The following is a 23,734-nucleotide window of genomic DNA, read 5'->3' on the forward strand; positions in this document are numbered from 1 at the left end:
GCCCCGCGGCCGCCCGCCGCTGGGGCCCCCGAGCTGCCCGGCACCGCCAGCGTGCAGGCCGCCGTGGCGCTACTCGGCGACACCGGCACCGGCCCACCTGCGCATCGCCGGGGCCCCGCAGCCCCTGACGCTGGGGCAGCTGCTGGCCGCCTTCGGGCGGGCTCTGGGGTAGCCCGGGGGGGACCTCACCAAGAAGCTATTTGCATAAGCGCTGTCATGCTGACGAAGTGAAGCATCCTATCAGCGTAGAACAGGCCGTTCAGCGGCGATGAGGCGCTTCGCAAACTCAGCATGACAATTCCTGCTCAGGTAGCCTCCGCTAGGGGCCGTTAGCCCGCCAGCAAATCCAGGTAGGCCAACACGTCCACCAAATGCTCGACGCGGTGGAAGTTGAGGCCGGCCAGGCGCTCGGCGGGCACTTCCTCGTGGATCCAGGTGGTGTGGTAGGGCACGTGGATGGCGGGGGCCCCCAAGGCCAGCACCGGCAGAATATCCGACTTGAGGGAGTTGCCGATCATCAGGAAATCGGCCGGGGCCACGCCGTGCCGAGCCAGAATGCGCCGGTAGGTGGCCTCGTCCTTCTCGCTCACAATCTCCACGTGGTCGAAAAAATCGCCCAGGCCCGAGCGCGCCAGCTTGCTTTCCTGGTCGAACAGGTCGCCCTTGGTGAGCACCATCAGCCGCTCGCCGCGCCGCCGCAGCTCGCTCAATACCTCCACCACGCCGGGCAGCGGCTCGATGGGGAAGTCGAGCAGGCGCTTGCCCAAGTCGAGCAGCAGCTGAATCTCGCGCCCCGTCACGGCCCCGTCGGTGAGCTGGATGGCCGTTTCGATCATGGTCAGCATCAGCGATTTGGCGCCGTAGCCGAACAGGTGCATGTTGGCGCGCTGCACCGCGTAGAGGCGGGCCCCTATGGCATCGGCCGCGCCGCACCGGGCCAGGATGGCCGCCAGCTGGGTTTCCACGTGGTCGAAGTGCGGCTGGTTGGGCCAGAGCGTGTCGTCGGCGTCGAAGGCAATGAGCTGGGGCCGGGGCATATAGGGGAAGCGTGAGCGGACAAACCGGCCCCCACGGGCCAGCCAGGGCCCAAAAGTACCGAACTTGCGCCCCATGAAGCAGCCGATTGACCTGGCCACCTGGCCCCGCCGCGAGCATTTTGAGTTCTTTTCAAAGTTTGACGAGCCGTTTTTTGGGCTCGTGGCCGACGTGGACGTCACCGCCGCCCGCGCCGAGGCCCGGCGGCTGGGCGTGTCGTTTTTCCTCTACTACCTCCACCACGCCATAGAAGCCGCCAACGCGGTACCTGAGTTCCGGCACCGCATCGAGCCGGGCCAGGTGGTGGCCTACGACCGGGTGCACGCCTCGGCCACCATCGGCCGGCCCGACCACACGTTCGGCTTTTCCTTCATCGAGCAGCAACCCGACCTGGCCGAGTTCGTGGCCGGGGCCCAGCGCGAAATTGCGGCCGTGCAGGCCACGCGGGGCCTCAACCTAACCGAGCGCACCGGCCGGCCCGACGTGCTGCACTGCTCGGCCGTGCCGTGGGCGCGCTTCACGGGCCTCACCCACGCGCGCAGCTTCCAGCACCCCGACAGCTGCCCGAAGCTTTCCTTTGGCCAGGCCTACGCGCACGGCACCGGCCTGCGCATGGCCGTGGCCGTGGCCGTGCACCACGGCCTGGCCGACGGCTACCACGTGGGGCAGTTCCTCGACGCGTTTCAGCAGCGGCTGGGCGGCGGGTGAGTTAGTGAATCAAGGAATGGGTGAACGTCATGCAGAGCGCAGCGAAGCATCTTTCTGGCGCCAGTAATCAGAATTAGTTACGCGAAAAAGATGCTTCGCTGCGCTCTGCATGACGTTCACCCATTCTTCCATTCCTGCATTCGCTCATTCCTGCATTCGCCCATTCACCCATGAACACCCTGACCGAACTCTTTGCCTTTTGGCACGAACAAGCCGGCAAGCTGGGCCAGCAAACTCTCCAGCACGTGGCCCTGACGGCCGCGGCCCTGCTGCTGGGCGTGGCCGTGGGCGTGCCCGTGGGCCTGTGGCTCACGCGGCGGCCGCGCTGGGCCCCGGCGGTGCTGGGCGCGGCCGGCGTGCTGCAAACCGTGCCCAGCATCGCCCTGCTCGGTTTTCTGATTCCGCTCATGGGCATCGGGGCGGCGCCGGCCATCCTGGCGCTGCTGCTGTACTCGCTGCTGCCCATCATCCGCAACACGGTGGCCGGGGTGCAGGGCGTGCCGCCGGCCGTGGTGGAAGCGGCTCGGGGCCTGGGCTTTACCGACGGCCAGATTCTGCGGCGCGTAGAGCTGCCGCTGGCCCTGCCCGTGCTGATGGCCGGCATCCGCACGGCCACGGTCATCAACGTGGGGGTGGCCACGCTGGCGGCCTACGTGGCGGCCGGCGGCCTGGGCGAGTTCATCTTCGGCGGCATTGCGCTGAACAACCCGGCCATGATTTTGGCCGGCGCCATTCCGGCCGCCGCCCTGGCCCTGGCCTTCGACGCCGGCCTGGGGGCCCTGGAAAAGCTCTCGGCCCGGCGGCTGCGGGCGGTGGGCGGGGCCCTGCTACTGGCCCTACCGGTGCTGGCCGCCGGCTACTGGCTGCCCCAGGCCGCGGGCCGGCTGCGGGCGGGCTTCAGCCCGGAGTTCATCGGGCGAGCCGACTGCCTGCCGGGCCTCACCCACGCCTATGGCCTCACGCACTTGCCCAATGTGGTGCTGGCCCCGGCCCTGGTGTACGAGGCCGCCCGCGCCGCCAACGTGGACGTCATCGACGGCTACTCGACCGACGGGCGCATCCGGGCCTACGGCCTGCAGGTGCTGCGCGACGACCGCCACGCCCTGCCGCCCTACTTTGCCGCGCCCGTGGTGCGCCCCGCCCTGCTGCGCGCCCACCCCGAGCTGGGCCCCGTGCTCGACCAGCTCAGCGGCCAGCTCTCCGACTCGACCATGACGAACCTGAACTACCAGGTGGACTACCTGCACCGCGAGCCGCGGGCCGTGGCCCTGGCCTGGCTGCGCCGCCAGGGCCTCTGGAAAGCGCCGCGCCCGCTGCCGCCCGGGGCCCCGGTGGTGCGCCTGGGCTCGAAGATTTTTGCCGAGCAGTACATTCTGGTGGAGATGTACGCCGCCCTCATCCGCGGCAATACCGATTTGGGCGTGGCCACCAAAACTGGCCTGGGGGGCACCACCATCTGCTTCGAGGCGCTGCGCGGGGGCGAAATCGACCTTTACCCCGAGTACACCGGCACCGGCCTGCAAGTGCTGCTCCAGCCCTCGGCGGCGGTGCTCGACTCGCTGGGGGGCCGGCCGGCGGCGGTGTTCCAGTACGTGCGGGCCGAGTTCCGGCGCCGCTACGGCCTGGAGTGGCGCGCCCCGCTGGGCTTCAACAACGCCTACTGCCTACTAATGCGGCGGCAGCAGGCCGGAGCCCTGGGCATCGCCAGTATCTCCGATTTGGGCGGCTACCTGCGGCGCTAGGGCCCCGGAAGCCCTGTCGGTATTAGCGTAGCACGGAGTGGCACTCCGTTGCCGTGCGGCCGCCGAACGGAGTGCCACTCCGTGCTACACGCCTTCCGCACGTTGCACACTAGTTTGAAAACTGCTCTGGGGCCCCTGGTAGGGCGGCAGCGGGTGGCCGCGGTTATTTTTTGGCACCAAACCTTGCTTAATATTGGCGCGGGGAATGGCGCGCTGCGCTGTTCCCCGCGCTGCCCCACTCCGCGTGAGGCCCCATTCTCCCACCCTTACCAGCCACATTCCCAAGGCAATGACCAAAATCAAAGTAGCCAACCCCGTCGTCGAGCTTGACGGCGACGAGATGACGCGCATCATCTGGAAATTCATCAAGGACAAGCTCATTACCCCGTACCTCGACCTCGACATCAAGTACTACGACCTGGGCATCGAGTACCGCGACGAGACCAACGACCAGGTGACCATCGACTCGGCCAACGCTATTAAGCAATATGGCGTGGGCATCAAGTGCGCCACCATCACGCCCGACGAGGACCGGGTGAAGGAGTTCAACCTCAAGCAGATGTGGAAGTCGCCGAACGGCACCATCCGCAACATCCTGGACGGCACCGTGTTCCGCGAGCCCATCGTGATGGGCAACGTGCCCCGCCTGGTGCCCAACTGGACGGCCCCGATTTGCATCGGCCGCCACGCCTTCGGCGACCAGTACCGCGCCACCGATTTCCTCACCAAGGGCAAGGGCAAGCTCACCATCACCTTCGAGCCCGAAGACGGCGGCGAAACGCAGTCGTTCGAGGTGTTCAACTTCAAGAGCGACGGCGTGGCCCTGGCCATGTACAACACCGACGAGAGCATCCGGGGCTTTGCCCACGCCTGCTTCAACCAGGCCCTGATGAAGGGCTGGCCGCTGTATTTGAGCACCAAAAACACGATCCTGAAGAAGTACGACGGCCGGTTTAAGGACATCTTCCAGGAGATTTACGAGCAGGACTACACCGCGAAGTTCCAGGCCGCGGGCATCACCTACGAGCACCGGCTGATCGACGACATGGTGGCCTCGGCCCTGAAGTGGCACGGCAACTTTGTGTGGGCCTGCAAAAACTACGACGGCGACGTGCAGAGCGACACCGTGGCCCAGGGCTTCGGCTCGCTGGGCCTGATGACCTCCGTGCTGGTGACGCCCGACGGCAAAACCATGGAGGCCGAAGCCGCCCACGGCACCGTGACGCGCCACTACCGCGACCACCAGAACGGCAAGCCCACCTCCACCAACCCCATCGCCAGCATCTTCGCCTGGACGCGCGGCCTGGAGTTCCGCGGCATTCTCGACGGCAACCAGGAGCTCATCGACTTCTGCAAGGCCCTGGAGGCCGTGTGCGTAGAGACGGTGGAAAGCGGCAAAATGACCAAGGACCTCGCCGTCTGCATCCACGGCAACAAGGTGCAGCACGGCAAGGACTTCCTCTACACCGAGGAGTTTTTGGAGGCCATTGACGAGAACCTTAAGGCGAAGCTGGCCAAATAGCCCGTTCGTTTTTTGTTGAAAAAGCCCGCCCGGTATAACCGGGTGGGCTTTTTTGCGGGGCACCGGCGCGGCTGGGGCCCCGGCGCGCAATTTTCTACTTTGCGAAGCTCGTCGGCCCGAACCCGCGGGCCGTCTGTTGTCCTCGCTTAACCAAAGCTGCTAGCCATGAATCATTCCTTCGATGCGCTGATCATTGGGGCTGGCCAGGCGGGCCCCTCGCTGGCCGGCCGGCTCACGGCCGCGGGCTGGACGGTGGCCCTGGTGGAGCGCCAGGACTTCGGCGGCACCTGCGTCAACACCGGCTGCACGCCCACCAAGGCCCTCATCGCCAGCGCCAAGGCCGCGCATACGCTGCGCCAGGCCGCGGCCTACGGCCTGCCGCCGGTGGGCGACTTTGCCGTGGACCTGGCCTTGGTGCAGGCCCGCAAAGACGCCGTGGTGGGGGCCTCGCGCGACGGACTCGAAAAGTGGCTGACGCACATGGCCGGCTGCACGGTGTTCCGGGGCACCGCCCGGTTTGAGTCGGCCACCGCCATGCGGGTGGGCGACGACGTGCTGGAGGCCAAGCACATTTTCCTGAACGTGGGAGGCCGGCCCGTCAGCCCGCCGCTGCCCGGCCTGGCGCAGGTGCCGCACCTCACCAGCAGCAGCATTTTGGCGCTGAAGGAGTTGCCGGCGCACCTAATTATCGTGGGCGCGGGGGCCGTGGGGATGGAGTTTGGGCAGCTGTTCCGGCGGCTAGGCGCGCAGGTCACCATCGTGGAGCGCAGCCCGCGCCTGCTCCCGCACGACGACGAGGACGTGGCCGCCGCCGTGCACGATATTCTTACCAGTGAAGGCATTACGCTGCGCCTCGGGGCCGAGTGCATCAGCCTGAGCCAGGAAGAAGGGCAGCCGGTGGTGCAGGTAAGTTGCGAACACGACGCCTCCCCGGCCCGCGGCTCGCACTTGCTGCTGGCCATGGGCCGCCAGCCCAACACCGACGACCTGGACCTGGCCAAAGCCGGCCTGCGCGCCAACGCCCGCGGCTTCATCCCGGTTGATGAGCAGCTGCAAACGGCCGTGCCGGGCATTTGGGCCCTGGGCGACTGCAACGGCCGCGGCGCCTTCACGCACACAGCCTACAACGACTTCGAAATCGTGGCCGCCAACCTGCTCGACCACGACCCGCGCCGCGTTAGCGACCGGCTGCCCGTGTCGGCCATCTACGTCGACCCGCCCTTCGCCAAAGTTGGCCTTACGGAGGCCGAGGTGCGCGCCGCCGGCACGCCCGCCCTGGTGGGCAAGCGCCCGATGACGAAGGTGGGCCGGGCCGTGGAAAAAGGCGAAACCCAAGGCTTTATGAAAGTGCTGGTGCACGCCGAAACCGACCAGATTCTGGGCGCCAGCATCGTGGGCGTGGGCGGCGACGAGGCCATCCACTGCGTCATCACGGCCATGTACGCCCGGCAAACGGCCGCTTTTATGCGCCGCAACGTCTTCATCCACCCCACCGTGGCCGAGCTGATTCCGACCGTGTTCGGCGAGCTGAAACCGCTGGCTGCGGCCTCCGACCAGTAGCCCCGGGGGCCCTGGCGGCGGCAGGCACCGCCGAGGTTATGACTGGTGCAGGCGCCCGGCCTCCGGGGCCCCAGCTGCAGGCCATACACCCGCGTTTGCTGGTTATGCACCTGGCGCCGCGTCGTAAGAGGCGCTTACTTTGCCCCGGCAACCAACCCCGGGGGCGGCGCAGCGCGCCCGGCTTGCCTAAGCCCCTAACAATTTATTTTATGCACCAAGAACCGTTTCGTACCGCCGGCCAGCCGCTGGCCACGGCAACCAGGGCCCTCATTATGCTGCACGGCCGGGGCGCCAGCGCCGCCGACATCCTTTCGCTGGCCACCCACCTGCACGTGCCAGGCTTTGCGCTGCTGGCCCCCCAAGCCACCCAGGGCACCTGGTACCCCCACTCCTTCCTGGCCCCGCCGGCCCAAAACGAGCCCGGCCTGTCGGACGCGCTGGCCGCGGTGGGCCGCGCCGTGGCCGCCGCCGAGGGCGCGGGCCTGGCGCCGGAAAACATCTACTTCCTAGGCTTCTCGCAGGGCGCTTGCCTTACGTTGGAGTACGTGGCCCGGCACGCGGCCCGCTACGGCGGCGTGGTGGCTTTCACCGGGGGCCTCATCGGCGACCAAGTGCAAGCGGAAAACTACGCCGGCGACTTCGCTGGCACGCCCGTTTTCATTGGCACCAGCGACCCCGATTTCCACGTGCCCGTCGAGCGGGTGCGCGCTTCCACGGCGCTGCTCGGCCGCCTGGGGGCCCAAGTCACGGAGAAGATTTACCCCAACCTGGGCCACACCATTTCACAAGCCGAAATCGACCTGGCGAACCAGCTCATTTTCGCGCAACCGCTGGCTTAGCCATCGGTTCGCAACCGCTTTTTAAGCCACAAACCTTTCACTTTAACCCTTTCCTATCCATGGAACCACGCATTTTGGGCCTGCACCACGTCACGGCCATTGCCGGCGGTGCGCAGCGCAACTACGATTTTTACACGCGGGTGATGGGCCTGCGCTTCCTCAAGAAAACCGTCAACTTCGACGACCCCGGCACTTATCACTTCTATTTCGGCGATGAAACCGGCTCGGCGGGCACCATCCTCACGTTTTTCCCCTGGGAGCACGTCAATCCCGGGCGGCGCGGCACTGGGCAGGCCACCGAAATTGGCTACTCGGTGCCGGCCGGCAGCTTCGATTTCTGGATGCAGCGCTTCGACGCCAACGGCATCACCTACAACAAGCCGAGCGAAAAATTCGGCGAGAAATACCTCACCTTCCTCGACCCCGACGGCCTGAAGTTTGAGCTGATTGAGTCGAAAACGCCCGACGCGCGCACACCCTGGACCACGCCCGAAGTGGGGGCCGCCGTGGCCACCCGCGGCTTCCACACCGTCACGCTCACGCTGGCCAGCGCCGCGGCCACGGCCGAAATCCTGACCGACGTGTTCGGCTACGCGTTGCTGGAAAAGCACGTCAACCGCAGCCGCTACGTGACCGATGCGGTGCCAGACGCCGCGTACATCGACCTAGTGGAAGTGCCCGGCGAGGCGCGCAGCGTCACGGCCGGCGGCTCGGTGCACCACATCGCCTTCCGGGTGAAGGACGACGAAGCTGAGCTCTACATCCGCAAGAAGCTGCTGGAGCGCGGCTTGCAGCCCACCCCGCAGATTGACCGCGACTACTTCCACTCGGTGTACTTCCGCGAGCCGGGCGGCGTGCTCTTCGAGATTGCCACCGAAAACCCCGGCTTCACCGTGGACGAGCCGCTGGCCGAGCTTGGCACCCACCTCATGCTGCCCACCAAGCACGAGCACCTGCGGCCGCAGCTGGAGAAGCGGCTTGTCCCCATCGGCTAGCCGGGGGCCGCGGGGGCCCTTTTGGCGCGGTGATTTAGTTAATGGAATCGGTTAATATGGGTTCAGTTAAAAATTGAGGGTTAAAAGCTAAAACTGCTGCAAGACAGATTTTTAACTTTTAACCCTCAATTTTTAACTTCTTTGAAAACGTGCATTGCCCCGGGGCCCGCCCGGCGTTGCTTTCCGAAGCCCCGTCCCATGTTGGGCCGGGGCTTTTTGCGGCCGGTTGCGCGGGGCCGAACCGGGTGCAGGGGCCCTGGGGTGGGCCGGCCGAAAACCATTTGGGGGGTTGCCGCTTGTTTGCCGCCAGCCCGGTACCTTCACCGGGACCTCATTTCATTTTTTGCCCCCTTTCCGCTTCTATGGCGCTTCCTACCGCTACTCCTACCCTGGCGCCGCCGCCGTTCACCGAGCGGCGCTACGTCGTCACCCTCATTTTCGTCGTGTCGCTGTTCATGCTCTGGGGCTTGGGCGTCACGATGGCCGACATCCTTAATAAGCACTTCCAGCAGGTGCTGCACGTGAGCAAGGCCAACTCGGCCTACGTGCAGGCCGCCACCTTCGGGGCCTACTTCATAATGGGCCTGCCCGCGGGCTGGTTCATGAAGCGCTTCGGCTACCAGAAGGGCGTGATTCTGGGCCTGGGGCTGTACGCCGCCGGGGCCTTCTTGATGGTGCCGGCCGCCAACGCCGCCTCGTTCACGCTGCTGCTCATGGCTTTGTTTGTGCTGGCCTGCGGCCTGGGCACGCTCGAAGCCGTGGCGCACCCGTTCCTGGACGGCCTCGGCGACCCGGCCAGCTCTGACCGGCGCATCACGTTCTCGCACGCCATCAACGGCATCGGGGCGGTGTCGGGGCCCCTCATCGGGGGCTACTTCGTGCTGCGCGGCACCCACGCGGCCGGCGACTTATCTTCCGTGAAAACCCTTTACACCATCATCGGCACGGTGGTGGGCAGCATCGGGCTGCTGTTTGCCTTCGTGAAGGTGCCCCAGCTCAACGCCGAGCACACCCCCGAAACGCGCCTGGGGGCCCCCAACGAAACCCCCACCAACCTGGTGGCCGACAAGAGCCTGTTCCAGCACAAGCATTTCGTGTGGGCCTGCGTGGCGCAGCTCTTCAACACGGCGGCGCAGGGCGGCACCTGGGCCTATTTCATCAACTACGGCACCGACTACATGGCCCTGAAGCCGGGGCCGGAAATCCACGGGTTCTGGCAGGTGGGCACGCTCCTGAGCCGCACCGTGGGCCTGGCGCCCGGCCTGCCCCACCTGGCGGGCGAAGTGGCGGCTTACTTCTTCTCCCTCAGCCTGGTGGGCATGATGCTGGGACGCTTTCTGGGCACTTACCTCATGCAGTACATTGCCCCTAACCGCCTGCTGGCCTTCGCGGCGGCGGCCAACATTGTCATGTGCCTCGTCGTGGCCCAGCACTGGGGCTGGGTGTCGTTCGGGGCCCTCATCGGGCTCAACTTCTTCTTCAGCGTCATGTTCCCCATCATTTACAGCCTGGGCCTAAAGGATGTGGGCCGCCACAAGCAGTTGGCCTCGTCGTTCATCGTGATGGGCGTGGTGGGCGCGGCGCTGTTTCCGCGCTTCGTGATGGGGCCCGTGGCCAACGCCAGCGTGGCCCACGCCTACTACTTGCCCATCATCTGCTACGTGGTAGTGTTTATATACGGGATAAAGTTGTACAAAGCGGGGCGCGCCTAGGGGCCCCACACCGCCGGGGAAGCGACCCGGGCAGTTAATTTCTTTAATGAAAATTTAATGAAAAAAGCCAGGAGTAGGTGATTAACAGCACATCCGTATATTGCTGCACCTCGTACAGTTGTACGCTTTTAGCGCAGTAAAATCCTGGGTGCGGTTGCATCCAGGATTTAAAATACAGGACTTTGCCTATATCAGGCAGTTGTTAATTCCCACTCCCCATTTTTTTTTCATGAAAGCATCCGTACTGTTTACACCGTCGCACAATTTTTCGAGTCGGCCCTGGCTCGCCACCCTCGGCCTCGGATTGGGCCTGCTGGCCGCCACCCCCGCCCTCGCCCAAACCCCCACCATCTACGGCCTGGGCACGCTGAGCCAGGATGCACCAAGCAACGCCTTGGTTCCACCAAGCCTTCAGGGGCTCCCGGCGGGAACGCAAGGGTTGCTTGCTATTGACGCAACCTCAGGCTTTGCCGTCGGCTTTCCCGTTGTTGTAACTGGCGTGGCCGCTGGGCAAACGCTGGTGGGCATGGACTTCCGGCCCAACACCGGGCAGCTCTTCGCCCTGGGCTACGACCCCACACTGACGACCAGCAACGCCCGCCTCTACACCCTGGACCCCGCCTCGGCGGTGGCCACGCCGGTAGGCGCGGGCCCCATCACACTGAACCTGGGGATGGTAGCGACCCGCATCGGGTTTGACTTCAACCCCACCGTGGACCGCATCCGGGTGGAGGGCGGCACCACCCAGGCCAACTACCGCCTCAACCCCAACAACGGGGCCATTGCCTTCACCGACGGCAACGTGAGCTATGCCGCGCTCAGCGCCACCCCGCTCATTGCCGCGGTAGCCTACACTAACTCCTACGCAGGCAGCACCAGCACCGCCCTCTACGCCCTCGACGCGCCCGGCGCGGGTACCGGTCAACTAGACCTCACCACGGTCAACAACGGCTTGCTGTCGCTGCAAAACCCGCCCAACAACGGCACCCTCACCACCTCCAAGGCGGTGACGCTGGATGGCGACGCATTCGGCGACCCCGTGGCTGTGGGCGTAGACGTGTACTTCAACCCCGCTACCGGTCTCAACGAGGGCTACCTCACGGAGGTAACCGCCCGCAACGGCGACGGCGTGTCGAGCAGCAACTTCTATAATTTTGACGTGGCCACCGGCGCCGCCACTAACAAGCGCAACACAGTACCCGCCTCCACGTCCACCCCCTTCGACATCCGCGACATTGCGGTGGCCATCGCCGCGCCCACCCAGCCGGCACTGGTGGGGCAACTGCTGTACGCGGTGGCCGGCGGCAACCTGATTTCTTTTGATTCGGGGGCTCCGGGGAACATCCGCTCGGCGGTAAACTTCGCCGGCGGCATTACCCCTGGCGAAACCACGGTAGGCATTGATTTCCGCCCCGCCACCGGCCAGCTCTACGCCCTGGGCTACAACGCGACGGCCGGCACCGCCACGGTGTACGCTGTCAACCTGACCACCGGGGGCTTCACCGCCGCCGGCCCGGCCATTGCCCTGGCCCTGGGCGCGGCCACCGACCGGGTAGGCTTCGACTTCAACCCCACCGTGGACCGCATTCGCGTGTTGGCCACCAACGGCAACGACTACCGCCTCAACCCCAACAACGGGGCTCTTGCCTTCACCGACGGCAACCTGACGGTTGCGACCGCGGGAAGCGCCGCCGCCTACACCAATAGCAGCAGCGCCGCCAACAGCACCTCCCTTTACGATTACGACACCACCACCGGCCAGCTCTACCTCCAGAACCCACCCAACAACGGCACCCTCGTGGCCGTGGGCGGCGCCGGGGGCCCCATGAGCACCGACGGGGCCGACTTTGACATCTTCAATACCCGCGGCACCACCACCAACGCAGCCTTCCTGGCCCTGGCGCCCGGCGGCGCGGCCGGGGCCCCCAACTTCGACAACCTCTACACCGTGGACCTGGCTGCGGGCACCACGGCCTCGGCCGGCCGCATCGGCCTGGGCAGCAACGTGAGCGGCCTCACCGCCTTCATCGAAACCGGCACGGGCCTCACCTGGAACGGCTCGGCCAGCACCGACTGGGCCACGGCCGCGAACTGGACGCCCAACCGCGTGCCCACTAACGTGGACGACGTGACCATCCCCGGCGGCACGCCCAACCAGCCCGCCGTGACCGGCAGCCAGGCGGCCCGCTACGTGGTGCTAAACACTGGCGCTTCGCTGAAGAGTAACGACGGCTCGACCCTGGCCGTGGGCGGCAACTTCACCAACAACGGCGGCACGCTGGCGGGCACCGGGTCCGGCACCATTGCCCTGGCCGGCACCGCCGCCCAGGTCATCGGCGGCACCAGCACCTCGGCCTTCCAGAACCTGACCGTGGGCACGGCCGCCACCAGCCTGGCGGGCCCCGCCGCGGTGCAGCGCGTACTGCTGCTCAACGGCAACCTGACCACCACCGGCCAGTCGCTCACGCTGCTCTCCAACGCCGCCAACTCGGCCCACGTGGTGAACGCCGCCGGTACCGTCACGGGCCCCGTCACGGTGCAGCGCTACATCGACGGTAGTATCAACAGCGGCCCGGGCTACCGCCACTACGCTTCGCCGGTGGCGGGCTCCACGGTGGCCGACCTGGCCACCCCCGGCTTCGCGCCCGTCGTAAACCCCGCCTACAACTCGGCGGCCATCCCCAGCCAGGTGCGGCCCTTCCCCACGGTATTCGGCTTCGACGAAGCCCGCATCAACACCAGCGGCAATCCCTCGCCGCAGGATTTCGACAAGGGCTTCTTCTCGCCCGGGGCCCTGACGGATGCCCTCACCCCCGGCCAAGGCTACGTGGTGAACATCAACGCCGCAGAAACGGTGGACTTTGTGGGTACGCTCAACAACGGCGACGTGGCCCGCACCGGCCTCAGCCGCGGCAGCCAAACCGAGTCAGGCTGGCAGTTGCTGGGCAACCCCTACCCTTCGCCCATCAGCTGGACCACGACCTATAACGACGGTGCCACCGGCCTGAACAACGCCGTGTACGTGGTGAAATCGACCGGCCAGTACGCCGGCGGCTACGCCAGCTACGTGAACGGTGTGGGTGCCAACGGCGGCATGGACAACATTGCCACCGGCCAGGGTTTCTTCGTGCGGGTAGCCGCCGCCGGCGCCCCCGGGGCCCTCACCTTCAAGAACAGCGGCCGCCTGACCACCTACGCCAGCCCGGCCTTCCAGCGCGGCGATGCCACCACGGCGCCGCTCGTGCGCCTGGCTTTGCGCAACGCCGCCGGCCGTGCCGATGAGGCCGTGGTGTACTTCGACGCCACTGCCACCGCCGGCTTCGACGCCGCCCTTGACGCTTACAAGCTGGACCCCGCCGGGGCCACGATGGGCCTGGCCACCGCCGGCACCGAGGCGCTGTCCATCGACGCCCGCCCCGCCCTCGGCCCCGCCGACGTGCTGGTGCCGCTGTCGGTGCAGGCCGAAGCCGGCAGCTACACCCTCGCCGCCGCCGAGTTACTGCGCCTGCCCACGGGCACGAAGGCCTTCCTGCGCGACGCCCTCACCGGCAGCGTGACGGACCTGGCCCAGCAGCCCAGCTACCCGTTTGCGGTAACGGCCGGCGCATCGGCTACCGGCCGCTTTAGCCTGCTGCTCACCACGCAGGCCGTGCTGGCCACGGCCCCCGCGGCCCTCAGCAAGCAAGTGAACGTATTCCCGAACCCGGCCCGCGGCACGGTGTCGGTGGGCCTGCCCGCTTCGTTGGCGCGCCAAAACATCGACGCCACGCTGGTGAATGCCCTGGGCCAAACGGTGCTGCGCGCCACGCTGCCCGCCGGCGCCACCTCGCAGCTGGCGTTGCCCAGCGTTGCCCGCGGCGTGTACACGCTGCGCCTGCTCACGGCCGAAGGCACGGTTAACAAGCGCCTCATCGTCGAGTAAATTGCCATTGGCTACGAGCCCGGGCCCCCAGGGTCCGGGCTCAAGTCATTCTTTCTCTCCTGTTTGCTTTATCCCTGATAATGAAAAGTTTATTCTCCCTTTCGTTCCGCACTATCACCGTTGGTGCCGTGCTGGCACTCGCCGCTGGTGCTTCCCTGCAAGCCCGGGCCCAGGGCTCCACCGGCCCCACTCCTACCGACCCCACTACGCCTACCGATCCGCCCGTTACCCCGCCCACGGCCGTGCCCCTCGACGGGGGTGCCTCGCTGCTGCTGGCCAGCGGTGTGGCCTACGGCGTGCGGGAGCTGCGCCGCCGCCGCAAAAAATAGCCACCGCTACGTTGCCCCGAGCCCGGCGGGGCCCCACTGCATTCGGTAGGGCCCCTGTCGGGCCTTGGTATTTATGGCCGGTGTTTCCTTCAGGCTTGCCGGCCATACCGGATGAGCACGACGGCCCAATTCACCACTCCCTTTTAGAGGAACCAGGCTTGTTGACTAACAACTGATAATTGCGCGCTCATGAACCCTCCGCTACCCTTCCCTGCGCAGCCAGTTCGACCTGTGCTGCGCTTCTTGCTGGTATTTGCCGCCCTCTACGCCCTCTGGGCGCTGGGCTACGACGGCCTGGCGGGCCCCGACGGCCGCCTCGACCACGCCCTGTCGGCCAACCTGGCGGCCACCGCCGGGGCCCTGCTGCGGGGCCTGGGCTTCGCCGCTGGTACCGCCCCCGCCCACCCCATGCTGGTGGTGCTCAACGGCCAGCCGGTGGTATCCGTCGGCAACCCGTGCAACGGGCTGCTGATGTACGCGCTGTTTGCCGGCTTCGTAGTGGCGTTTCCGGGGCCCTGGCGGCACAAGCTCTGGTTTGTGCCGGTGGGCATTCTGGCCATCTACGCCCTCAACGTGGGGCGCGTGGCCCTGCTGGCCCTCAACCACGCCTACTGGTACCATTCCGTCGATTTCAACCACCACTACACCTTCACCTTCGTGGTGTACGGGGCCATCGGGGCCCTGTGGATGCTGTGGGCGCGGCGCAACGCCGGCGGCTTGCTGGCGGCCACGCCTGCCCTGCAAGGTGCCCGCTAGCACCGCCTGCCCACCGGGGCCCTACCGCCTATTGGTGTCCGTATTGGTAGCCTTGCTGCTGGGATTGGGCCTGTTTGAAGAAGAAGTTTTTGCCGCGCTGGGCCACCTCTGGCACCCCGGTGGGGCCCCGGTAGCTGTGCCCGGCCTCACCACCCACGGCTGGGCTGTGGCCATCAGCTACCGCCTGCTCTACGCCGTGCTGAACGTGGCCCTGCTGCACCTGCTGCTGCGCGGCCGCTACACAGTGGCCGCCGTGCTGGGCTACGCCGCGGGCTACGTGGCCGGCGCGGGCCTGCTGTGGCTGGGGCAGCGGGCCAGCCTACCCTTCGCCGCGCTCACCGGCCACCGGGTGCTCGACGTGCTTTCTTCGCCTCTGCCCGTCATGTTTGCCTACCCGCTGGCCCTGCTGACGGGGCCCGGGCGGCCGTGCCAGGGCCCCAAAACGGCTCGTAAGCTGTAGCGTGGACGCTGCAAGTCCGCGCGTTTGAACGGTCGCTGCACGGCGGGACGAAACGCGCGACTTGCAGCGTCCACGCTACCCCTCTTGCTACGCTACCACGCCGGCCGGCACGGCGTGGAGAATCAGCCAGACCAGCTCGCGCAGGATTTCGCCGTCGTCCATGCTGCCGCTTTCGATGCCTTTGCTCTGGGCATCGGCCCGGCGGATGAGGTGGATGATGTCCACGACCCGCGCTGCGGGGTAGGCTTTCAAGGCGTGCTGGTACTCCTTTTGAGCGAAGCCGTTCATGATGCCCAGACCCTTAAAAACGCCGTCCGTGGGGTTGGGGCCGGCCTGGTGCAGCACCATCAGCTTGCTGAAAAAGCCGAAGAGCAGCGTGAGGTTGGGGATGAGCGGGTTGGCTTTGGGGTTGGCGGCGAAGTAGCCCAGGATGCGGTTGGCCTTCAGCACGTCGCGCTGCACGAGGGCCTTTTGCAGCTCAAAGATGTTGTACTCCTTGCTGATGCCCACCAGCCGCTGCACCAGGTCCTCGTCGATGGCCTGGCCGGGCTGGAGGTTGAGCACCAGCTTGTCGATTTCGTTGGCCAACCGGCTCAAATCGGCCCCGATGTACTCGGCCAGCAGGGCCGTGGCTTGCCCGGTTATCTGCTGGCCCAGGCCCCGCACGTGGGCCGTGAGCCAGGCCGGCACCTGGCTGTCGTAGAGCTTCTTGCTGGTCATCAGCACCGCGCCGGGGGCGTCTTTGCCGGCCAGCAGCTTGCCAAGCTTCTTGCGGCTGTCGAGGGTTTTGTGCTTGTAGCAGAGCACCAGTACGGTGCTGGCGAGCGGGTTTTTGAGGTAGGCTTCCAGGAAGGGCCAGCTCCGGTCCTGCTCCAGGTCGGCAATGGTTTGGGCCTCCTTTACGATGACGACCGTGCGCTCGGCCATCATCGGGAAACGCTTGGCCTGGCCCAGCACGCCCGCCACGTCCACATCCTTGCCGTAAATGATGGCCTGGTTGAAGCTGCGGTCGGCCTCGGGCAGGGCCATTTTCTCAATCAAATCGGCCACCACGTCGATGTAGTACGGCTCCTCGCCCTGCAAAAAGTACACGGGCTGGTACTGCCGCTGCCGCAGCTGCTTAAAAATGGCGTCGGCGTCTTGTACCAAGGGTGAATAAGTGAATGGGTGAATGGGTGAATGAATAGGCGGCCCGCTCATTCCCTATCGGCAAAGGTAAAGCCGCCTAGTACCTTTGGCGCGGCGTTTCCGACGCACATTTTTCCGAGTAGGGCCCCCGGCTTATTCACTCATTCACTCATTCACTCATTTACCAATTGAACCTCATTGACGAACTGACCTGGCGCGGCATGCTGCACGACGCCATGCCCGGCACCGCCGAGCACTTGGCCAGCGCCGCGCCCGTGTCGGGCTACATCGGCTTCGACCCCACGGCGGCCTCGCTGCACATCGGCAACCTGGCCAGCATCATGCTGCTCATGCACTTGCAGCGCGCCGGCCACCGCCCCGTGGCCCTGGTGGGCGGCGCCACCGGCATGATCGGCGACCCCAGTGGCAAGTCGGCCGAGCGCAACCTGCTCGACGAGGCCACGCTGCGCGCCAACCAGGCCGGCATCCAGGCCAGCTGGAGAAGTTCTTGGACTTCAACGACTCGCCCACCGGGGCCCTGGTGGTCAACAACTACGACTGGTTCAAGGCGTTCAGCTTCCTGGATTTCCTGCGCGACGTGGGCAAGCACCTCACCGTGAACTACATGATGGCCAAGGATTCGGTGAAGCGCCGCATTGGGGGCCCCGAGGACGGCGCCGCCGCCGGGGGCAGCGAGGGCATCAGCTACACCGAGTTCAGCTACCAACTGCTGCAAGGCTACGACTTTTTCCACCTGTATAAGTCACTGAACTGCACCCTGCAAATGGGCGGCAGCGACCAGTGGGGCAACATTACCACCGGCACCGAGCTGATTCGGCGCCTCGGGGGCCCCGAGGCCAAGGCCTACGCCCTCACCGGCCAGCTCATCACCAAGGCCGACGGCACCAAGTACGGCAAGTCGGAGAGCGGGGCCGTGTTCCTCGACCCGGCCCTGACGTCGCCCTACCAGTTCTACCAGTTTTTCCTGCGCGCCGACGACGCCGACGCGCCCCGCCTCATCCGCGTGTTCACGCTGCTGAACGAAGAGGAAATCAACGCCCTGGAGGCCCAACACGCCCAAAACCCCGGCGCGAAAACGCTGCAAAAGGCCCTGGCCCAGGACGTCACCATCCGCGTGCACTCCGCGGCGGCCTACGAAGCGGCACTGGCCGCCTCGCAGGTGCTCTTCGGCGGCGGCGACCTGGGGGCCCTGGACGAGGCCACCCTGCGCGACGTGTTTGCCGGCGTGCCCCACCTGCGCGTGCCCCGCGCCGACGCTGGGGCCCTAAACATAGCCGTGCTGCTGAGCGAAGCCACGGGCCAGCAAATCTTTCCTTCGCGCGGCGAAGTGCGCAAGCTCATCCAGGCCAACGGCCTCAGCCTGAACGGCCAGAAAGCCACCTCGCCCGACGCGCCGGTGGCCGAGCTGCCCCTGCTGCACGGCAAGTACCTGGTGGTGCAGCGCGGCAAGAAAAACTACTACCTCGTTGAGCTGACCTAGGGCCCCGCCCAGACGGAACAGGCTCCAAAAAAAGGGCCCCACCGGATGGTGGGACCCTTTTTTGGGGCCGAAGTGGCCGAGTGCTTACTTCTTTTTGGCCGGAGCGGCTTTCTTGGCGGCAGCGGGGGCTGCCTTTTTGGCGGCAGCGGCCGGAGCAGCCTTCTTAGCAGCGGCCTTGGGAGCTGCAGCGGGGGCTTCAGTGGTGTTCTTCATGTTCTGCACCTCGGTGCGGAACTCCTGGGCCATCGTCTTCAGCTCCTGCATGCCCTTGCGGACGCGGGTGCCGGCGGCAGCGTTGTGCTTATCGTAAAACTTGTCGAAATCGCCTTCCAGCGAGAGTACCAGGTCTTTCAGTTTTGCAAAGTTGTTCATGGAGATTTGGGGGGTTGGAATGGGGGAAAGAAACAGGTTGAAGTATTTAGACGGCCCTAATATACAGGGATTTCAAATGCAAGCAACTTTTAGTTATTTTTTCAATGTCCCCGCATTACGCAGAAAAGCAGTTTTTAGTTGAAAAACCGCCAACGCAGCGAATTCTTCTCCGCTCGTCCATCTTGGCATAGTGCTAAAACAAACGCGCCGGCTACCCCTCGGGCAGCCGGCGCGCAGCGCAAGGCAATGGCGAATTAGACCGGCAGAGCGGCATTGCTGTACAAACCCTTGTCGAGCTTGGCGGCCATGATTTCGAAGGCCCGGATGGTTTCCTCCACGTCGGCCAGCGAGTGCATGGCCGTGGGAATCAGGCGCAGCATAATCACGCCCTTGGGCACCACGGGGTACACCACGATGGAGCAGAAAATGCCGTGATTCTCGCGTAGATCGAAGGTAAGAGCCGTTGCATCAGATATTTCCCCGTTCAGGAACACCGGCGTTACCGGCGATTCGGTGGTGCCGATGTTGAAGCCTTTTTCGCGCAAGCCGCTTTGCAAGGCCCGCACCACGGTCCAGAGCTTTTCGCGGTACTCGGGGTGGCTGCGAATTAGCTCCAAGCGCTTCAGGGCCCCTATTACGAGCGGCATGGGCAGCGATTTGGCGAAAATCTGGCTGCGCATGTTGTATCGCAAATATTCAATAACCGTTTTGGTGCCTGCCACGAATGCGCCGATGCTGGCCATGCTCTTGGCGAAGGTGTAAAAGATTAGGTCCACGCCCTCGATGGCGCCCAAATGCTCGGCCGTGCCGGCTCCGGTGGGCCCCAGCGTGCCGAAGCCGTGGGCGTCGTCGACGAAGATGCGGAAGTCGAATTTAGCCTTCAGGGCCACAATTTCGGGCAGCTTGCCCAGGTTGCCCGACATGCCAAACATGCCCTCGGTGATGACCAGAATGCCGCCGCCGGTTTCGTCGGTCAGGCGCTTGGCGCGCTCGAGCTGCTTTTCGAGGCTGGCCATGTCGTTGTGGGTAAACACAAACCGCTTGCCCTGGTGCAGGCGCACCCCGTCGATGATGCAGGCGTGCGACTCGGCGTCGTACACAATGGCGTCGTGGCGGCTCACCAGCGCATCGATGATGCTCACCACGCCCTGGTAACCGAAGTTGAGCAGCAGCGCGGCGGGCTTGTGCACGAAGTCGGCCAGCTCGATTTCGAGCTGCTCGTGCAGCGTCGAGTTGCCGCTCATGATGCGGGCCCCCATGGGGTAGGCCATGCCGTAGGCGGCGGCGCCGTCGATGTCGGCCTGCCGCACTTCGGGGTGGTTGGCCAGGCCGAGGTAGTTGTTCAGGCTCCAGGTGAGCACTTCCTTGCCGCGGAACATCATGCGGGGCTGAATTTCACCTTCCAGCTTCGGAAATGCGAAATAGCCGTCGGCGTAGTGCGAGTGCGAGCCCAGCGGGCCCCGGTTGGCGGCGATGCGGTCAAAAATATCCACAGAAAAACGGGTGGTAAAATGGATGGTAAAAGGAAGGGGAGGCCCGGCGGGCCAACTTGAAGCGCTGTCTTATAATAAGGCCAATTACAAAGATAACCCCGGGCCGGGGTTGTACATAATTTAGGCTTAACAACCCGCTCGGCCCGCCAGGGTTTAGCGGCGGCGGCGCGGTTTGCCGCTTTCTTTGCGCCTACACTGCCCGCTCTCCCACCCGCCGCATGAAAAAAATCACCAAACTGCTTGTTGCCAACCGCGGCGAAATTGCCCTGCGCGTGCTGCGCTCGGCCAAGGAAATGGGCCTCCAGACGGTCGCCATCTACTCCGAAGCCGACCGCAACGCCTTGCACGTGCGCTACGCCGACGAGGCCGTGTGCGTGGGGCCCCCAGCCTCCAAAGACAGCTACCTGCGGGGCGACAAAATCATCGAAATTTGTAAGGAATTAGGCGTCGACGCCATCCACCCCGGCTACGGCTTCCTGAGCGAAAACGCCGGCTTTGCCCGCGCCGTGCGCGCGGCGGGCCTCATTTTCGTGGGGCCCTCGCCCGAGGCCATGGAGCTGATGGGCAGCAAGTTGGCCGCCAAGGCTGCGGTGGCCGATTTTGACATTCCGCTGGTGCCGGGCACCGAGGAGGCCATTACCGACGTGCCCGCCGCCCAGGCCATTGCCGAACAAGTCGGCTTCCCGATCCTCATCAAGGCTTCGGCTGGTGGCGGCGGCAAGGGCATGCGCGTGGTGAACCACGCGGCCGAATTTGTGGAGCAAATGCAGCTGGCGGTGTCGGAGGCCACGTCGGCGTTCGGCGACGGGGCGGTGTTCATCGAGAAGTACATCGGCTCGCCGCGCCACATCGAAATCCAGGTACTCGGCGACGAGCACGGCAACATTGTGCACCTCTTCGAGCGCGAGTGCAGCATCCAGCGCCGCCACCAGAAGGTGATTGAGGAAGCGCCGTCGTCGGTGCTCACGCCGGAGCTACGCGCCGAAATGGGCCGCGCGGCCGTGGACGTGGCCCGCGCCTGCAACTACACCGGGGCCGGCACAGTAGAGTTTTTGCTCGACGAAAACCACAAGTTTTACTTCCTGGAGATGAACACGCGCCTGCAAGTGGAGCACCCCGTGACAGAGCAAATCACGGGCCTCGACCTGGTGAAGGAGCAAATCCGCATCGCGGAGGGCCAGCCCCTGCCCTTCCGCCAGGAAGATTTGACCATCCAGGGCCACGCCCTGGAGCTGCGCGTGTACGCCGAAGACCCGCAGAACAACTTCCTGCCCGACATCGGCACCCTCACGACCTACGTGCGCCCCCAGGGCCCCGGCGTGCGCGTCGACGACGGCTTCGAGCAGGGCATGGAAATCCCGATTTACTACGACCCGATGATTGCCAAACTGGTGACTTTTGGGGCCGACCGCGCCGAGGCCATTGCCCGGATGCTGCGCGCCATCGACGAGTACCAGATTACGGGCATCGAAACCACGCTGGGCTTCGGGGCCTACGTGCTGCGCCACCCCGCTTTCGTGAGCGGGCAGTTCGACACCAACTTCATCCGCGACCATTTCCCCGCCGGGGCCCTCACCCCGCCCGCCCCCGACGAGGCCACCGCCCAGGTAGCCGCCGCCCTGGTGGCCATGCTGCTCGAAACCAAGCAACCCCAGGCCCCGGCGCCGCCGACGCCGCGGGGGCCCCAGCCGCCTCCGGCTGGCGGCGCAACCGCCTGGGCGTGCGGTAAGCACGGCCCGCATTTACCCAAAAGCAAACGCCCCCGGCCGAATCGGCCGGGGGCGTTTGCTTGCTCGTTATTGCAAATAGTAGTGCCGAATCCGGTCCAGATTATCGTCCAGCTCATACACCAGCGGCACGCCGGTGGGGATGTCCAGGTTGGTCACTTCCTCGTCCGAGAGGTGGTCGATATACTGCACCAGGGCGCGCAGGCTGTTGCCGTGGGCGCACACAATCACCTTCTGGTTGCGGCGCAGGGCCCCCATAATTTTCTCGGTCCAGAAGGGCATGACGCGCGCCATCGTCTCGGCCAGGTTTTCCGTCAGGGGCAGCTCGCGGTTGGTGAGGTGCTGGTAGCGCAGGTCGTGGCCGGGGAAGCGTGGGTCGTCGGGGGTGATGGCCGGCGGGTGCGCGTGGGGGTCGCGGCGCCACTGCTGCACCTGCTCGTCGCCGTACTGGACGGCGGTTTCGGCCTTGTTGAGGCCTTGCAGGGCCCCGTAGAACCGCTCGTTCAGGCGCCACGATTTCTGCACCGGCACCCAGAGCTGGTCCATCTCTTCGAGCGCGATGTTGAGCGTTTTGATGGCCCGCTTCAACACCGACGTGAAGCCGAGGTCGAAGGCGTAGCCGTTGGCTTTCAGCAGCTGGCCGGCGTGCACGGCCTGCTGGCGGCCGGCTTCCGTCAGGTCCACGTCGGTCCAGCCCGTGAAGCGGTTTTCCTGGTTCCATACGCTTTCGCCGTGGCGCAGCAGCACAAGTTTTTCCATGCGGGGCTCAAATTTCAAGTTAAGGGGGAGGCCGCAAGGTACTCGGCCCAACCGTCGGGCTTGATGAAGTTGGGCCCTCAGGGCCCGGCGCAGGGCCCCAACCCGCCGCCCGGCCGGCCGTTCAACCGAAGCATCCCTTCGTCTACCAACCCCCCTCCCGGCCATGCGCATCGTTGCCCTCGAAGAACACGTTTCCTTTCCCGACTTGGTCGACCGCATCAGCCCCGCCGTGCGGGCGCAAGCGGGCTGGCCCACCGCCGATGCCCCCAACTCGCCGGTGCACGCGCAGCAGGAAAAACTAGCAGAAATAGGGCCCCTGCGCCTGCGCCTGATGGACGAGGCCGGCGTCACGGTGCAAGTGCTGTCGGTGGCGGGGCCCGGCGCCGAGCTGCTGCCGCCCACCGAGAGCCCCGCCTTCGCCCGCGAATACAACGACCGCCTGGCCCAGGCCATTGCCGCGCACCCCAGCCGCTTCGCCGGCTTTGCGCACCTGCCCACCACCGCCCCGCCGCGGCCGCCGACGAGCTGGCCCGCACCGTGGAACCCACGGTTTCGTGGGGGCCCTGCTGAGCGGCACCATCAACGGCTTGTTTCTCGACGACCCGCAGTTTGCCCCGTTGTTGGCCCGGGCCGAGGCCCTGGGCGTGCCGCTGTACCTGCACCCCGGCATCCCGCCCCAGGCCGTGCGCGACGCCTACTACAGCCACCTGCCCCACGGCCTCGACCAGCGCCTGGCCATGGCCGGCTTCGGCTGGCACGCCGAAACCGCCGTGCACGTGCTGCGCCTCGTCCTCTCGGGCACGCTCGACCGGTACCCGCGCCTCCAGCTCATCATCGGCCACATGGGCGAAACCCTGCCCGTGATGATGGCCCGCTGCGACCAGGTGATGCCCCAGGCCGAAACCCAGCTCCCGCGCACCGTGTCCCAAACCCTGCGCGACCAGGTGTACCTCACCACCAGCGGCATTTTCACCAGCCCGCCGCTCGAAGCCGCCCTGGCCACCTTCGGCCTCGACCGCATCCTGTTTTCCATCGATTACCCCTTCGCCCCCAACGCCCCCGGCAAAGCCTTCCTCGACGGCCTGCAAATGCCCCCCGCCGACTTGGAAAAGCTGGCCCACGGCAACGCCGACCGGGTACTGAAGCTGGTGCTGTGAATATGGCCCCAGTCCTG

At 65.8% G+C, this 23,734-nt stretch carries 16 protein-coding genes and 3 pseudogenes; 14 read left to right on the forward strand and 5 right to left on the reverse strand.

From position 1 onward, the window contains the following. Window positions 1–329: 329 nt before the first annotated feature. Complete coding sequence (locus BEN49_RS13040) at window positions 330–1,037, reverse strand: HAD family hydrolase (protein ID WP_070744138.1); 708 nt, start codon at window positions 1,035–1,037, stop codon at window positions 330–332. 73 nt (window positions 1,038–1,110) lie between these two features. Between BEN49_RS13040 and BEN49_RS13045 the strand changes: the two genes are divergently transcribed. The 11 genes from BEN49_RS13045 to BEN49_RS13095 all read left to right on the forward strand — a co-directional run bounded on the left by BEN49_RS13045 (window position 1,111) and on the right by BEN49_RS13095 (window position 15,580). After that, on the forward strand, window positions 1,111–1,743 hold the full coding sequence (locus BEN49_RS13045) for a chloramphenicol acetyltransferase (protein WP_070744090.1): 633 nt from the start codon (window positions 1,111–1,113) through the stop codon (window positions 1,741–1,743). Between the two features lie 170 nt (window positions 1,744–1,913). After that, complete coding sequence (locus BEN49_RS13050; protein WP_070744092.1) at window positions 1,914–3,485, forward strand: ABC transporter permease/substrate-binding protein; 1,572 nt, start codon at window positions 1,914–1,916, stop codon at window positions 3,483–3,485. Window positions 3,486–3,774: 289 nt separating this feature from the next. Beyond that, window positions 3,775–5,007: an NADP-dependent isocitrate dehydrogenase gene (locus BEN49_RS13055; protein ID WP_070744094.1), complete on the forward strand. Its 1,233-nt coding sequence runs from the start codon at window positions 3,775–3,777 to the stop codon at window positions 5,005–5,007. 165 nt (window positions 5,008–5,172) lie between these two features. Then, window positions 5,173–6,567, forward strand: a complete 1,395-nt coding sequence (locus BEN49_RS13060; protein WP_070744096.1) for an FAD-containing oxidoreductase — start codon at window positions 5,173–5,175, stop codon at window positions 6,565–6,567. 209 nt (window positions 6,568–6,776) lie between these two features. After that, a complete protein-coding gene (locus BEN49_RS13065; RefSeq protein WP_070744098.1) occupies window positions 6,777–7,406 on the forward strand; it encodes an alpha/beta hydrolase in 630 nt (209 codons plus the stop codon). 59 nt (window positions 7,407–7,465) lie between these two features. Next, the gene (locus tag BEN49_RS13070; RefSeq protein ID WP_070744100.1) at window positions 7,466–8,401 is read left to right on the forward strand and encodes a ring-cleaving dioxygenase; all 936 of its coding nucleotides are present in this window, start codon (window positions 7,466–7,468) and stop codon (window positions 8,399–8,401) included. Between the two features lie 362 nt (window positions 8,402–8,763). Then, entirely contained in the window at window positions 8,764–10,113 is a 1,350-nt protein-coding gene (locus tag BEN49_RS13075) for an MFS transporter (protein WP_070744102.1), read from the forward strand. A gap of 229 nt (window positions 10,114–10,342) precedes the next feature. After that, entirely contained in the window at window positions 10,343–14,035 is a 3,693-nt protein-coding gene (locus BEN49_RS13080; protein ID WP_070744104.1) for a DUF4394 domain-containing protein, read from the forward strand. Window positions 14,036–14,115: 80 nt separating this feature from the next. Next, on the forward strand, window positions 14,116–14,364 hold the full coding sequence (locus tag BEN49_RS13085) for a PID-CTERM protein-sorting domain-containing protein (protein ID WP_070744106.1): 249 nt from the start codon (window positions 14,116–14,118) through the stop codon (window positions 14,362–14,364). A gap of 189 nt (window positions 14,365–14,553) precedes the next feature. After that, the gene (gene xrtX / locus BEN49_RS13090) at window positions 14,554–15,120 is read left to right on the forward strand and encodes an exosortase X (RefSeq protein ID WP_083326068.1); all 567 of its coding nucleotides are present in this window, start codon (window positions 14,554–14,556) and stop codon (window positions 15,118–15,120) included. A gap of 34 nt (window positions 15,121–15,154) precedes the next feature. Continuing rightward, the gene (locus BEN49_RS13095; protein WP_239691926.1) at window positions 15,155–15,580 is read left to right on the forward strand and encodes an XrtX-associated membrane protein; all 426 of its coding nucleotides are present in this window, start codon (window positions 15,155–15,157) and stop codon (window positions 15,578–15,580) included. An 87-nt stretch (window positions 15,581–15,667) separates the two neighbouring features. On the opposite strand, the gene holA is transcribed toward BEN49_RS13095, so the two are convergent. After that, on the reverse strand, window positions 15,668–16,729 hold the full coding sequence (gene holA / locus BEN49_RS13100) for a DNA polymerase III subunit delta (protein ID WP_070744112.1): 1,062 nt from the start codon (window positions 16,727–16,729) through the stop codon (window positions 15,668–15,670). Window positions 16,730–16,896: 167 nt separating this feature from the next. Here holA and tyrS point away from each other — a divergent pair. Next, window positions 16,897–18,209: pseudogene (tyrS, locus tag BEN49_RS13105) on the forward strand (tyrosine--tRNA ligase). Between the two features lie 198 nt (window positions 18,210–18,407). Here the strand turns inward: tyrS and BEN49_RS30565 are convergent. Together BEN49_RS30565 and BEN49_RS13115 are read right to left on the reverse strand one after the other, a co-directional pair. Next, window positions 18,408–18,581: pseudogene (locus BEN49_RS30565) on the reverse strand (BF3379 family histone-like protein); the annotation flags it as partial. 254 nt (window positions 18,582–18,835) lie between these two features. Further along, window positions 18,836–20,074 carry an aminotransferase class I/II-fold pyridoxal phosphate-dependent enzyme gene (locus BEN49_RS13115; protein WP_070744114.1) on the reverse strand — a complete coding sequence of 413 codons (1,239 nt, stop codon included), beginning with the start codon at window positions 20,072–20,074 and terminating at the stop codon, window positions 18,836–18,838. 218 nt (window positions 20,075–20,292) lie between these two features. Between BEN49_RS13115 and accC the strand changes: the two are divergent. Further along, window positions 20,293–21,803: pseudogene (gene accC / locus BEN49_RS25705) on the forward strand (acetyl-CoA carboxylase biotin carboxylase subunit). Window positions 21,804–21,870: 67 nt separating this feature from the next. Here accC and gpmA read toward each other — a convergent pair. After that, on the reverse strand, window positions 21,871–23,013 hold the full coding sequence (gene gpmA / locus BEN49_RS30570) for a 2,3-diphosphoglycerate-dependent phosphoglycerate mutase (protein ID WP_317040450.1): 1,143 nt from the start codon (window positions 23,011–23,013) through the stop codon (window positions 21,871–21,873). A gap of 29 nt (window positions 23,014–23,042) precedes the next feature. On the opposite strand from gpmA, the gene BEN49_RS13135 reads away from it, so the two are divergent. Beyond that, window positions 23,043–23,717 carry an amidohydrolase family protein gene (locus BEN49_RS13135; protein ID WP_204376109.1) on the forward strand — a complete coding sequence of 225 codons (675 nt, stop codon included), beginning with the start codon at window positions 23,043–23,045 and terminating at the stop codon, window positions 23,715–23,717. Window positions 23,718–23,734 lie beyond the last annotated feature (17 nt).

The sequence above is a fragment of the Hymenobacter coccineus genome (assembly GCF_001816125.1).
Lineage (GTDB): Bacteria > Bacteroidota > Bacteroidia > Cytophagales > Hymenobacteraceae > Hymenobacter > Hymenobacter coccineus.